The sequence below is a fragment of the Streptomyces sp. NPDC001070 genome (genome assembly GCF_053598835.1).
The window spans coordinates 35,937-47,959 of record NZ_JBSFLB010000010.1 but is presented as its reverse complement, the minus strand read 5'-3'; the positions used below and the strand labels follow the sequence as shown (position 1 = coordinate 47,959).

General features: G+C 73.0%; 11 protein-coding genes. 6 read left to right on the top strand and 5 right to left on the bottom strand.

Annotation, left to right across the window (positions count from 1 at the left end; all coding sequences use genetic code 11):
* Positions 1 to 53 precede the first annotated feature (53 nt).
* Positions 54 to 881 (bottom strand): aldo/keto reductase, encoded by an 828-nt coding sequence (locus ACWDAS_RS14350; protein ID WP_450389694.1) that lies wholly within the window; start codon positions 879 to 881, stop codon positions 54 to 56.
* 163 nt (positions 882 to 1,044) lie between these two features.
* Entirely contained in the window at positions 1,045 to 1,515 is a 471-nt protein-coding gene (locus tag ACWDAS_RS14345; RefSeq protein ID WP_450389692.1) for a MarR family winged helix-turn-helix transcriptional regulator, read from the bottom strand.
* Positions 1,516 to 1,673: 158 nt separating this feature from the next.
* Between ACWDAS_RS14345 and ACWDAS_RS14340 the strand changes: the two genes are divergently transcribed.
* The gene (locus tag ACWDAS_RS14340) at positions 1,674 to 2,888 is read left to right on the top strand and encodes an MFS transporter (protein ID WP_450389690.1); all 1,215 of its coding nucleotides are present in this window, start codon (positions 1,674 to 1,676) and stop codon (positions 2,886 to 2,888) included.
* A gap of 57 nt (positions 2,889 to 2,945) precedes the next feature.
* Here ACWDAS_RS14340 and ACWDAS_RS14335 read toward each other — a convergent pair whose 3' ends face one another.
* Together ACWDAS_RS14335 and ACWDAS_RS14330 are read right to left on the bottom strand one after the other, a co-directional pair.
* On the bottom strand, positions 2,946 to 5,285 hold the full coding sequence (locus ACWDAS_RS14335; RefSeq protein WP_450389688.1) for a glycoside hydrolase family 65 protein: 2,340 nt from the start codon (positions 5,283 to 5,285) through the stop codon (positions 2,946 to 2,948).
* Entirely contained in the window at positions 5,282 to 6,025 is a 744-nt protein-coding gene (locus tag ACWDAS_RS14330) for an HAD family hydrolase (RefSeq protein ID WP_450389685.1), read from the bottom strand. The genes ACWDAS_RS14335 and ACWDAS_RS14330 overlap by 4 nt, the downstream gene beginning before the upstream one ends.
* Before the next feature lie 678 nt (positions 6,026 to 6,703).
* Here ACWDAS_RS14330 and ACWDAS_RS14325 point away from each other — a divergent pair.
* Positions 6,704 to 6,889 (top strand): hypothetical protein, encoded by a 186-nt coding sequence (locus ACWDAS_RS14325; protein ID WP_450389684.1) that lies wholly within the window; start codon positions 6,704 to 6,706, stop codon positions 6,887 to 6,889.
* A gap of 89 nt (positions 6,890 to 6,978) precedes the next feature.
* Here the strand turns inward: ACWDAS_RS14325 and ACWDAS_RS14320 are convergent, their stop codons facing one another.
* Positions 6,979 to 7,689 carry a FadR/GntR family transcriptional regulator gene (locus ACWDAS_RS14320; protein WP_450389682.1) on the bottom strand — a complete coding sequence of 237 codons (711 nt, stop codon included), beginning with the start codon at positions 7,687 to 7,689 and terminating at the stop codon, positions 6,979 to 6,981.
* A gap of 195 nt (positions 7,690 to 7,884) precedes the next feature.
* Here ACWDAS_RS14320 and ACWDAS_RS14315 point away from each other — a divergent pair, with 195 nt between their 5' ends.
* From ACWDAS_RS14315 to ACWDAS_RS14300, 4 genes are all read left to right on the top strand, one after another.
* On the top strand, positions 7,885 to 8,481 hold the full coding sequence (locus ACWDAS_RS14315) for a hypothetical protein (protein ID WP_450389680.1): 597 nt from the start codon (positions 7,885 to 7,887) through the stop codon (positions 8,479 to 8,481).
* A gap of 2 nt (positions 8,482 to 8,483) precedes the next feature.
* A complete protein-coding gene (locus ACWDAS_RS14310; protein ID WP_450389678.1) occupies positions 8,484 to 9,179 on the top strand; it encodes a DUF5987 family protein in 696 nt (231 codons plus the stop codon).
* Positions 9,176 to 10,828, top strand: a complete 1,653-nt coding sequence (locus ACWDAS_RS14305) for an FAD-dependent oxidoreductase (protein ID WP_450389677.1) — start codon at positions 9,176 to 9,178, stop codon at positions 10,826 to 10,828. The genes ACWDAS_RS14310 and ACWDAS_RS14305 overlap by 4 nt, the downstream gene beginning before the upstream one ends.
* 80 nt (positions 10,829 to 10,908) lie before the next feature.
* Positions 10,909 to 11,841, top strand: a complete 933-nt coding sequence (locus ACWDAS_RS14300) for a MerR family transcriptional regulator (protein ID WP_450389675.1) — start codon at positions 10,909 to 10,911, stop codon at positions 11,839 to 11,841.
* Positions 11,842 to 12,023 lie beyond the last annotated feature (182 nt).

Sequence of the window (12,023 nt, the reverse complement as noted above, 5' to 3'; positions counted from 1 at the left end):
CGTGGCGGACGGTCCGCGGCCCGGCGGGTACGACGGCTCCCCGTCCCCGGCGGTCAGTTGAAGGTGTCGGGGTCCGGACCGATCCGGGTACCGCTGTCGAGGGCGGCGATGGCCGCGATGTCGGCGTCGGAGAGAGCGAAGTCGAAGACGTCGATGTTCTGGCGGATGCGCTCGGGCGTCACCGACTTGGGGATGACGACGTTGCCGATCTGCAGGTGCCAGCGCAGGATCACCTGGGCCGGGGTCCTGCCCAGGCGGTCGGCGATGCCGGTGACCGTCGGGTCCTTGAGGACGGCGCCCTGGGCGAGCGGGCTCCATGCCTCGGTGGCGATGCCGTGCCGGGCGTGGAAGGCGCGCAGCTCGGCCTGCTGGAACTGGGGGTGCAGCTCGACCTGGTTCACCGCGGGGACGACGTCGCTGTTGTCCAGGAGGCGCTGCAGGTGCGCCGGCCGGAAGTTGGAGACGCCGATGGCGCGGGCCCTGCCCTCGGAGAGGATCTTCTCGAAGGCGCGCCACGTGTCCGGGTACGTGTCGCGGGCCGGGGTCGGCCAGTGGATGAGGTAGAGGTCCACGTGGTCGAGGCCGAGCTTGGCCAGCGAGGCGTCGAACGCGGCGAGGGTCCGGTCGTAGCCCTGGTCGCTGTTCCACAGCTTGGTCGTGATGAACAGCTCGTCGCGGGCGATGCCGGAGGAGGCCAGGGCCTGCCCGACACCGGCCTCGTTGCCGTAGATCGCCGCGGTGTCGATGCTGCGGTAGCCGCTCTCCAGGGCCGCGGTGACGGTTGCCGCGGTCTCGGCGTCGGGCACCTGGAAGACGCCGAAGCCGAGCTGCGGCATGGTGACGCCGTTGTTCAGCGTGACGTTCGGGATGGGGGTGGTCATGGTGCTGATCCTTTCGCGTCGCGGCCGGCGAGGGCCGCCGGTGCGAGGGCGGACGGGTGAATTCCCGGGGAGGGGCGGGGTGCGCTCCCCGGGCTCCACGACCACATTACTTGCGCACGCAGTTAATTGCAAACGCTGAATAGTTGCGTGCGCAAGAGACTGGCTAGGCGGCCGGAACGGTCGCGCCCTGCAGGTCCTCGACCGCCTTGACCAGGGGGGCGAGCTCCGGGACGAGGGCCGCCTCGTCCATGGCCGCGCGCAGTGCGGCGTTGTTCGTCGGCCGCGCTTCCTCCAGGAGCTTGAGGCCGGCCTCGGTCACGTCCGTGTAGATGCCGCGCCGGTCGGTGGGGCAGAGGTAGCGGGCGAGCAGGCCGCGGTCCTCCAGGCGGGTGACCAGGCGGGTCGTCGCGGACTGGCTGAGCACCACGGCGTCGGCGACCTGGCGCATCTGCAGGTGGCCGCCCTCGCCGTCGTGCTGGCGGCTGAGGACGTCGAGCAGGGAGTACTCGCGCACGCTCAGGTCGTGGTGGGTCTGCAGTTGCTTCTCGATGCGGCCCTCGATCCGTCCATGGAGCAGCGACAGGGCGTGCCACCCCTGGGCGAGGGCGGTCAGGGCCGGGTCGGTGGCGGTCATCGAAGTCCCCTTTGTGCGGGTGCGGGCGGAGGTTTCACCGCTGCTACCGGCCATGGTATGCCGCCCGGTGCAGATGTCCAGCGTTTGACGCTATAGCGCGCGTGCAACTATTGTGTGCGCCTGTTAGGTGACGTTGCAAGATCTGGAAGGTCTCCGCCATGCCTCTCGCGCTCCTGGCCCTCGCCATCGGGGCTTTCGGGATCGGTACCACCGAGTTCGTGATCATGGGCCTGCTGCCCGAGGTCGCCAGTGACTTCGGGGTCTCCGTTCCCACCGCCGGCCTGCTCGTGACGGGCTACGGACTCGGCGTCATGATCGGCGCGCCGATCATGACGCTCCTGGGCACCAAGGTGTCCCGCAAGAACATGCTCATGCTGCTCATGGGCCTGTTCATCCTCGGCAACCTGGTCTCCGCGCTCGCGCCCGCCTTCGGAGTCATGCTGGCCGGCCGCATCCTCGCCTCGTTCACCCACGGCGCCTTCTTCGGCATCGGCTCGGTCGTCGCCGCCGACCTGGTGGCCCCGGAGAAGAGGGCGCGCGCCATCTCGATGATGTTCGCCGGCCTCACGGTGGCCAACGTCGTCGGTGTTCCGCTGGGCACCTACATCGGGCAAAGCGCCGGCTGGCGCGTCACCTTCTACGTCGTCGCCGCCCTCGGCGTCCTCGGCCTGGCCGGCGTGGCCAAGCTGGTGCCGGACATGCCCAGGCCGGAGGGCGTGCGCCTGCGCCACGAACTGCGCGCCTTCCGCAACGTCCAGGTCCTGCTGGCCATGGCGATGACCGTGCTGGGCTTCGGCGGCGTCTTCGCGGCCATCACCTACATCGCCCCGATGATGACCGAGGTCGCCGGCTTCGCCGACTCCTCCATCACCTGGCTGCTGGTCCTCTTCGGCGCGGGCATGGTCCTCGGCAACCTGACCGGGGGCAGGTTCGCTGACCGCGCCCTGATGCCGATGCTCTACACGGCGCTCGGAGCCCTGGCCGCCGTGCTGGCGCTGTTCACCCTGACCGCGCACAACAAGGTCGCGGCGGGCGCGACGATCTTCCTCATCGGCGCCCTGGGCTTCGCGACCGTACCGCCCCTGCAGAAGCGCGTCCTGGATCAGGCGTCCGGCGCCCCGACCCTGGCCTCCGCCGTCAACATCGGTGCCTTCAACCTCGGCAACGCCCTGTCGGCCTGGCTCGGCGGCGTCGTCATCGGCGCGGGTCTCGGTTACACCTCGCCGAACCTCGTCGGCGCGATCCTCACCGCCTCCGCCCTGGTGCTCGCAGTCGCCTCCGCGGCACTGGAGAAGCGTCGCGGCGTCCGCCCCGGCCGCGTCGTCGCCGGAACCGCCCCGGCCGAGCAGCCCGTCCTGACCTCCCGGCACTGACCACGGACCCGCAGGACGGGGCCGGGCCCGCACCATGGCGGGCCCGGCCCCGCCGTCTCAGCGGTGCCGGGGGCTGCGCCCGGGAGGCTGCTCAGGGGCGGGACGCGAGGTCAGCGGCGGCACCTTCCGCTTCTGCGGGTGGTCGGTGGAGACGGTGAGCCTGTCGTCGTAGTGGCGGAGCTCGAAGGGCTCACCCTCCAGCAGCGTGTAGGTCGCCGTAGAGTCCGTGATCTCCACCCGCAGCCGCCGTCCGAGCACCTGCGCCGTGAAGGCGAGCCGCCGCAGTTTCTCGGGCAGCCGGGGGGCGAAGCCGACGTCGCCCTCCCGGTAGCGCAGCCCGCCGAATCCCACCACCAGGGCCGCCCAGGTGCCGGCGAGGGAGGCGATGTGCAGGCCGTCGCGAGTGTTGTTCTCCAGGTCGTGCAGATCCATCAGCGCCGCCTCGCCCAGGTAGTCGTAGGCCAGGCGCAGATGGCCCACCTCGGCGGCCATGATCGCCTGGGTCGACGCCGACAGGGACGAGTCGCGCACGGTCAGCGGCTCGTAGTACGCGAAGTTCCGGGCCTTCTGCTCGTCGTCGAAGGCGTCCGGGTGGAGCACCATCGCCAGCACCAGGTCCGCCTGCTTGACGACCTGCCGGCGGTAGAGGTCGAAGTAGGGGAAGTGCAGCATCAGCGGGTACTGGTCGGCACGGGTGCCGGCGAAGTCCCACACCTGGTGCCGGGTGAATCCGGCCGACTGCTCGTGGACGCCGAGCGCGCTGTCGTACGGCATCGTCATCGCCGCGGCGGCGTCCCGCCAGGCCGCGGTCTCCTCGTCGTCGACGCCGAGCGCCGCGCCCTCCTTGGCGTGGCGCTCGACGACGTCGGCGGCGGCACGCAGGTTCGCCTGGGCCATCAGGTTGGTGTAGACGTTGTCGTCCGCGATGGCGCTGTACTCGTCGGGCCCGGTCACCCCGTCGATGTGGAAGTCGCCGTGCGGGTCGTGGTGGCCGAGGGAGTGCCACAGCCGGGCTGTCTCCACCAGGAGCTCCACGCCGGTCTCCCGCTCGAAGCCCTCGTCGCCGGTGAGCCTGACGTAGCGGACGACGGCGTCGGCGATGTCCGCGTTGATGTGGAACGCGGCCGTCCCCGCCGGCCAGTAGCCGGAGCCCTCGGAACCGTCGATGGTCCGCCAGGGGAAGGCGGCGCCCTTGAGGCCGAGCTGGCTCGCGCGGTCCCGCGCGGCGGGCAGCGTGGCCTGACGCCAGCGCAGCGCCTCCGCGACGGAGTCCGGCGAGGTGAGGGTGAGCAGCGGCAGGACGAAGCCCTCGGTGTCCCAGAAGGAGTGCCCGTCGTATCCGGAGCCGGTCAGGCCCTTGGACGGGATCGCCCGCTGCTCGGCGCGGGCGCCGGCCTGCAGCACGTGGAACAGCGCGAAGCGGACCGCCTGCTGGATCTCGGCGTCGCCGTCGATCTCGACGTCCGCCCGGGCCCAGAAGGCGTCGAGGTACTCGCGCTGCTCGTCGCACAGCCCCTGCCAGCCCGTACTGCAGGCGCCCGCGAGCGCGGCCTCCACCTGGTCGCGGACGGCGGGCAGCGAACGGACCTGGGACCAGCCGTAGGAGACCATCTTCTCCAGGCGTACCGTCTCCCCGGCCGTCAGCGAGCAGGTGACAGTGAGCCGGCTGGTGTCGTCGCTGCTCTCGCTGAAGCTCTGGGTGGACGGCGGCCCCTGCACGGAGTGGTCGGCCGCCGCGGCGACCCGCAGCCCGGTGACGGTGGTGGAGTGCACCAGCCGCAGGCGGTTGTCCCGGGCCAGGTTCTCCTCCGGCCGCAGGGGGGACTCCAGTACGGCGGAGACCCGGGGGTCGCCGGACACCTTCGGTAGCTGCTCGTTGGCCACCAGCTCCGACTGGACGACCAGCCGGACGTCGTCGACGGCCTCCACCTCGTACACGACCGCGGCGATGGACCGCTGGGTCAGCGAGACCAGGCGGGTGGAGCTCACCCGGATGGTGCAACCGGCCGGGGAGGTCCATTCACAGGTGCGGCGCAGGAGCCCGGCGCGCAGATCGAGGACGCGTTCGTGCGAGACGAGCCGTCCGTAACGCACGTCGAAGGGCTCGTCGTTGACGAGCAGCCGGATGATCTTGCCGTTGGTGACGTTGATGACGGTCTGGCCGGCCTCCGGATAGCCGTAGCCCGCCTCGGCGTACGGCAGCGGATGCCGCTCGTGCACACCGTTGAGATAGGAGCCCGGCAGCCCGTGCGGCTCGCCCTCGTCGAGGTTGCCGCGCCAGCCGACATGGCCGTTGGACAGGGCGAACACCGACTCGCTCTGGGCGAGCACGTCGAGGTCGAGCCGGGTCTCGCGCACCGACCACGGCTCGACCACGTAGGAGGAGTGGGTGATCACGCTTCCGCTCCAATCAGCTCGGCGAGATCCCGGACCACGATGTCGGCGCCGTGCGCACGCAGCGCGTCGGCCTGGCCCACGCGGTCCACCCCCACGACGTACCCGAAATGCCCGGAGCGGCCCGCGTCCATGCCGGCCAGCGCGTCCTCGAAGACGGCCGCCGCCTTCGCCTCGAGCCCGAACTCGTGGGCCGCCTCCAGGAAGGTGTCGGGGTGCGGCTTCCCGGGGAGCTTGCGCTCGGCTGCCACGACACCGTCGATCCGCACGTCGAAGAGGTCCTCGATGCCGACGGAGACCAGGATGTCGCGGCAGTTGGCGCTCGACGACACCACGGCGGTCCGCAGGCCGGCGGCGCGTACGGCCTCGACGTAGCGGACCGAGCCCGGATAGGCCTCGACACCCTCGGTGCGGATCTTCTGCAGCAGGATCTCGTTCTTGCGATTGCCCACCCCGTGCACCGTGTCGCGCTCGGGCGGGTCGTCGTCGGCGCCCTCGGGCAGCTCGATGCCGCGCGAGGCGAGGAAGGCCCGTACGCCGTCCGCGCGCGGACGGCCGTCGACGTACTCGTCGTAGTCGGCCACCTTGTCGAAGGGACGGAAGTCCGCGCCGTCGCGGCGGCGCAGGAAGTCGTCGAACACCTCTTTCCAGGCGGCGGCGTGCACGACCGCGGTCTTGGTCAGCACGCCGTCGAGATCGAACAGGCAGGCCCGGATGCCGTCCGGGAGACCGGTCTTCGTCATGCAACGCGCTTCCCCGCAGCGGGCCGCCGCCATGCCTGCCGCGGCTCCCTACCACCGGGACGCGGGAACAATCGGGGCTGGTTCACCGTTGGAAGATTCGCGGGTGCCGTGAGTGGGACTGTGACCCCGGGCTCATCCATCGCCCGTGGGGACGATCGTTCGGCTGAAGCCCCACGGAGCCCCTCGCCGGGAGGCGACCGCCACCGCGGCCCCGCAACACAGACCGGCGCCGGCCGGGCTCTCCCCCGTCCTGGCCGGCGCCTCCGGTCATGGCGCGTCGCGTGCTCACTCCGAGACGGGGCGGATCACGGGGGCGCGTTGCGGCCAGGGCCTCACCAGGAGCCAGGGACGGTATCCGCTCCCGCAACCCGACCATGGCGAAGACGCGGCCGCGGGTGGCGGTCCGCTCGCGGATCGGGTCGTCCAGCTCGTCCACCGCGGTCCGCACGGGCATCCCGCGGACGCGAGCCCGGTACTCCGCCTCCCGTTCCCCGGTGAGGTAGTCCACGGGACCGATCACGTGCATCCGGCCGTCGGCGCGGTCGACGAGGTGCGGCCCGTTGCCGCCCGGGAGGTGGACGCGGTCGCCGGTCGCGGCCGTCGCCTGCCTCCTGGCAACCGCTGTCGACGTGCGGGTCGTCGACCACGCCGGGCCACGCGGCGTCCGCCAGGCGCCCGGTGGCCGAGCGTACCGACGACGGCCAGGGAGCGACGTGGATCGTCACCCAACCCTTCCGCGACAACCGCAATCCGGCCGTGGCGTCGCTGCGGGTGACCGTCAACGCCGCCGGACGCCTCTTGGGCGTCCGCCTCGCCGCGGCCGCCGGCAGCGGTTCGGCGGAGGAGTCCGGGGGTTGCCCCTGACGGGCGCCGTACGGGCCGGTCCGAGGCGACCTTGCCGGAGCCGGCCGGCCCTTGGGCCCCGGGCCGGCCGCGGACACCGTCGCCGCGGCTCAGTTACGGGACGGCCCGCCGGACTCCTCGAGCGCTTCCAGCATGATCCGCTGCGTGGCCGACAGATACGCCTGAGCCGCTGCCCGCGCCGCGGCGCAGTCGCCGGCCTCGACCGCCGCGACCAGGGGCTCCAGCCGGGCCGCGGCCTCGGCGGGGTCGCGGAAGGGCGCGACGAGGCGGGCGCGCAGCGGCAGGTAGGCGGCGAAGAGGGTGTTGGTGAGGAGGACGTAGACGCGGTTGCCGGTGGCCTGGGCGAGGGCGCGGTGGACCTCGGCGTCGGCGAGCTGGACGGCGTCCGGGTCGGCGGCACCGGCGACGGCGGTCAGCAGCGCGCGCAACCGGGCCCGTTGCGGGGGAGTGGCGGCCGCGGCCGCCCGCTCGGCGATCAACGCGCCTACGCTGCCGCGGACTTCGAAGATGTCGGCCAGCCAGTCGGAACTGTGCCGGACGAGCATGGGCAGCAGGTCGGCGCCGCCCAGGCGCAGGTAGTCGCGGACCCGGGTGCCGACGCCGTGGCGGGTCTCCAGCAGCCCTGCCTGGGTGAGCCGGCCGTAGGCGTGCTTGACGGTGGTGCGGGTGACGCCGTAGCCCTGGGCGAGCCGGTGCTCGGGGGGCAGGAGGCTGCCGGCGGCGTGGGTGCCGCCCAGGATGTCGTCCTGCAGGCGGCGTTCCAGTACGTCGACGATGGTCTCGCGGGGCAGTGGCTCCACCGTGGCCGTCCTCTCGAAGTGGTCTGCTCCAAGCCCACCGAGGAGTTGGGCGGCTCGTCAACACACTGAGGCAGTGGATGAGCCACTCATTCAATGAGTCTGTGTTCAACCTCTTGCTCTGACAGCTCGTCAGGGGCATCCTGCGTGGTGCCCAGGCCCCGTACGCCCCGTTCCCACGACCGCCGGAGTCTGCCCATGCCCCGCTTCCGCCGCTCCTCACGCCTGCTGACGTCCGCCGTGGCCGTGCTGCTCGCCGCGACCGCCGCCGCAGCCGCCACCCCGGCCTCCGCCTCCGCCACGGCCCCCGACCCCTACACCGAGCCGTCGTTCGCCGCCGCGTGCGACTGGCACTCCTACGGGGAGGGCGAGACGCCCGACCCCTGGCTGTGGCTGTCCGACCCGGTGTGCGTGGAGTACTCCAAGCGCGACATCACCCTCGACAACGGCGGCGCCCTCCGCTTCCTGCTCGCAGAACCCGCCCGCTTCGCCCTCGCCCTGCCCGTGTGCCGCTACTACCAGCGCGACCACTGGAGCGTGCAGTCCACCACCGGGGCGGTCCCGTACGTCTCCTGGGACGGCCGGTACTGGTTCGACAAGCACGGCCGCCGGGCGGCGATGCGCCTGACGAACTTCAAGGTCAACGGGGTGAGCGCGGGCATCGGCGACCTGGTGGCCGCGCTGCGTCCGTATCTGCCGGACCTCGCCGACGTCCTCGACGCCTACGGCGACGAGGCCGGAGAGACGGGACTGGCCGTCACACTGCCCTTCAGCCTGCTGTGCGCGGTGCAGTAGCCGTGGCTCGCGTCCCCGGCCTCCCCGGCCTCCCCGCCGCCCCCGGCATCGACCGGCGCGCCGTGCTGCGCGGTCTGGCCGCCGCAGTCGCGGCCCTGCCCGCGCTGGGCACGGCGGCGGCAGCGGCAACTCCCGCCGGGGCCGCCGCGCTCGGTTCCTGGCCGGTCTCCACACTGGAGGCCTTCGCCGACACGCTGATACCGGGAGAGCGACGTTCCCCCTCCGACCGCGCGGTGGCAGGTGCCGCGCCCGGCCCCGGCGCCGTACAGGCCGGCGCCATCGCGCTGCTGACCTCGCCCGACCTGCCGCTGGGCCCGCTCCTGCCGGGCATCGCGGCACTGCTGGACGCCCGTGCCACCGCCTACGCGGTCAGCCGGCTGATCCTCCTCCCCCTCGATCGGCCGCCCTTCGTCGGCCTCGCGTTCGACCACCGTACGGCCGTCGTCGGCGGGCTCTTCCAGGCGGACGACCCCGACCGCCCGGTCTGGCAGCTGCTCAGCTTCCTCGTCGGCCTGGCCTTCGACACCGCCGCCCACCGCCACACCGCCCAGGCCCTCGCCGAAGGCCACCCCGGCCTGGTGTGGATCGGCTTCCCGCAGCCCGACGCGGACGGCCTGTGGCGGTACCCCGCCCACTCCTACGGCACTGCCCTCGCCGCCCCGCACCCAGCCACCACCCCCTCCGGGAGCCCCGCATGAGCCCCCAGACCACCGATGTCCTCGTCATCGGAAGCGGTTTCGGCGGCGCGATCCCCGCCTACCAACTCGCCGCCGCCGGAGCCCGGGTCACCGTCCTCGAACGCGGACCGCGCCTGGCCACGGAGGACTTCACCCACGACCTCAACCTCGGCGCGTATCCCCGCATCGTCGACGTCATCAAGGGCGACGGGATCTCGGTCGTCGCGGGCAACTGCGTCGGCGGCGGCAGCGTCGTCTACTTCGCCGCCTCCCTGCGCGCGCCTTCCTTCGTCTTCGACCGGCGCGACGCGGCCGGGCGCCGCCTGTGGCCCGCCTCCATCAGCCGCGCCGCCCTCGACCCCTGGTACGACCAGGTCGAACAGGCCCTGCCCGTCACCAAACTGGACTGGCCCGACGTCTCGTACGCGGGCGGAGTACTGGCCGCCGCGTGCGACCGTGCCGGACACACCTGCAATCCGGTGCCCGTCGCCGTCGACCGGGCCCGCTGCACCGACTGCAACTGGATGCTGTCCGGCTGCCGCTTCGGAGCCAAGCGCTCCATGCTGCTCAACTACCTGCCCGCCGCCGAGGCGCACGGCGCCGAGATCCGGCCGCTGCACGAGGTCCAGCTGATCCGCGCGTCCACGGAGCCGGGCTACCGCTACGCCGTCGACTACACCACCGTCGACCCGGACGACTACACCTGCCCCACCGGAGCGGGCACCCTGCACACCAAGGTCCTGGTGCTGGCCGCGGGCGCCGTCGGCACCCCGGTCCTCCTGCAGCGGTCGGCGCTCGCCCTCGGCGGCGTCCCGTCGGCCGTCGGCGGCTACTTCTCCGGCAACGGCGACCGGGTCAGCGTCGCGGTGATGGACGAGGGCAAGGTCCGCTCGCTGCTCGGACTCGCGCGCAGCGCGACAGTGGCGTACGAGGCCCTGCACATCGGGATGCCGATCACCACCGCGTCCTTCGACCGGCTCGACGCGGAGGCGCCGCAGTTCTCCCGGTTCACCCTGCAGCAGATCTATTTCCCCGCCGTCACGGGCACGCTGGCCCAGACCGCCGCGCAGCGCTGGTCGGGCGTCGCCAAGAAACAGATGCGGGCCCGCTGGCGCTCCTGGCTCACCGTTCTGGCCATGACCGAGGACGAGGCCGAGGGCAGTTTCGGCGTACCGCCCCCCACCGGCAGCTTCACCCGCCTGGCCAACGGCCTGGGCCTGGGCAGCATGCGGTTCGCGCCGACCGGCAACACACGGCGCGGCTGGGCCGAGGCCGACGCCCACACGCGGACGGTGCTGGAGCAGGACGGCCTCGCCACCGTCCGCCCCTGGAGCGAGGACGTCGCGGGCACCGTCACCGCCCACCCCCTCGCCTCCTGCCGGCTCGGCGATTCCGCCGCGATCTCCGCGCTGACCGAGGTCAACGAACTGCGCACCCATCCCGGCGTGTTCGTCACCGACGGCTCCGCCGTCCCCACCTCCCTCACCGTCAATCCCTCCCTGACCATCGCCGCCCTCGCCGAACGCGCCTGCCCCGCCATCGCCGCCCGCTGCGCCCAGTACGGCGTCGCAGTGCGGTACGCGCCGAGCGATCCGCTCACCGGTGCGACCCGCGAGGGGGGCGTCGCCGCGGCGGCGCGGGCCGTCGCGGCCCGCGCGGGCGGGGGCTGACGGGCGAATTCCGACGGGTGGGCCCCGACCGTGGCCCCCGGTTTGAGTCTCCCTCAGGGGGAGACGCGAGAGTGGGGGCCATGAACGGCGACGCGCTCCACTCGATCGGCGACCTGGCCCGGCGTACCGGGCTCACGGTCAAGACCATCCGCTTCTACTCCGACCGCGGGATCGTGACGCCAGCCGGCCGCAGCCCGGCCGGCTACCGCCGCTACGGCAGCGACGCCGTCGCCCGCCTGGAACTCGTGCGCACCCTGCGCGACCTGGGACTGGACCTGGCCACGATCCGCAAGGTCGTGGACCGGGACCTGTCCCTGCCCGAGGTCGCCGCCCAACACGCCGAGGCCCTGGAGGCGCAGATCCGCACCCTCCGGCTGCGGCGCGCGGTGCTGACGGCGGTCGCCCGGCGCGGGTCCACCCCTGAGGAGACGGAGCTCATGCACGAACTGGCAAGGCTGTCCGCGGAGGGACGCGGACGGCTGATCGACGACTTCCTCGACGCCGTACTCGGCGGACTCGACGACGATCCCGCCCGCGCGGGCTACCGCCGTTCCCTGACCCCGACGCTGCCCGACGAGCCCGACGCGGGGCAGCTCCAGGCGTGGGTGGAGCTGGCCGAGCTGTGCCAGGACCCCGGCTTCCGGGCCGTCCTGCGGCGGATGGCCGAGGAGCACGCGGCCGACCGGGCCCGTGCCGGGACCACGGTGCCGTGCCGCGACCTGGTCGCCGCGGTCGGCGAGCGGACCGGCCCGGCGGTGGCGGCCGGCATCGACCCCGCCTCGGAACGGGCGCGCCCGGTCGTCGCGGCGCTCACCGCGGACTGCGCGCACCTCGTCGGCGGCGCGGACGGCGCCGGGCCCCGGCGGCGCCTGCTGACGCGCCTGCGGGCCGCCTCCGACCCGCGCCGGGAGCGGTACGTCCGGCTGCTCGCGGTGATCAACGGCTGGCCCGTCCTGGAGAGCCGGAAGCCCGCCCTTGACTGGGCCGTGCGGGCGCTGCAGGCCGCTGGGTGAGCGGGCCGGACCGTGGAGTGGACCCGTCCCGCCGGTGTGTGCGCCCGGTACTCCGTCAGGTGGCGGGCAGGTGGCACCGCCAGTAATTTGGGCCGCGGGTCCGCCCCCGCATCCCGGCTGTGCTCCCGCGCCGCTGCCAGGCGCCGACGTAGCCGCGGCAAGCGGTGCCGCCGTAGTGACGC

What these genes read in the sequence shown, in the direction of transcription:
- ACWDAS_RS14300 (WP_450389675.1), top strand. Translation starts at nt 10,909, where the DNA reads ATGAACGGCGACGCGCTCCACTCGATCGGCGACCTGGCCCGGCGTACC.
- ACWDAS_RS14345 (WP_450389692.1), bottom strand. Translation starts at nt 1,515, where the DNA reads ATGACCGCCACCGACCCGGCCCTGACCGCCCTCGCCCAGGGGTGGCAC.
- ACWDAS_RS14330 (WP_450389685.1), bottom strand. Translation starts at nt 6,025, where the DNA reads ATGACGAAGACCGGTCTCCCGGACGGCATCCGGGCCTGCCTGTTCGAT.
- ACWDAS_RS14315 (WP_450389680.1), top strand. Translation starts at nt 7,885, where the DNA reads ATGCCCCGCTTCCGCCGCTCCTCACGCCTGCTGACGTCCGCCGTGGCC.
- ACWDAS_RS14305 (WP_450389677.1), top strand. Translation starts at nt 9,176, where the DNA reads ATGAGCCCCCAGACCACCGATGTCCTCGTCATCGGAAGCGGTTTCGGC.
- ACWDAS_RS14350 (WP_450389694.1), bottom strand. Translation starts at nt 881, where the DNA reads ATGACCACCCCCATCCCGAACGTCACGCTGAACAACGGCGTCACCATG.
- ACWDAS_RS14340 (WP_450389690.1), top strand. Translation starts at nt 1,674, where the DNA reads ATGCCTCTCGCGCTCCTGGCCCTCGCCATCGGGGCTTTCGGGATCGGT.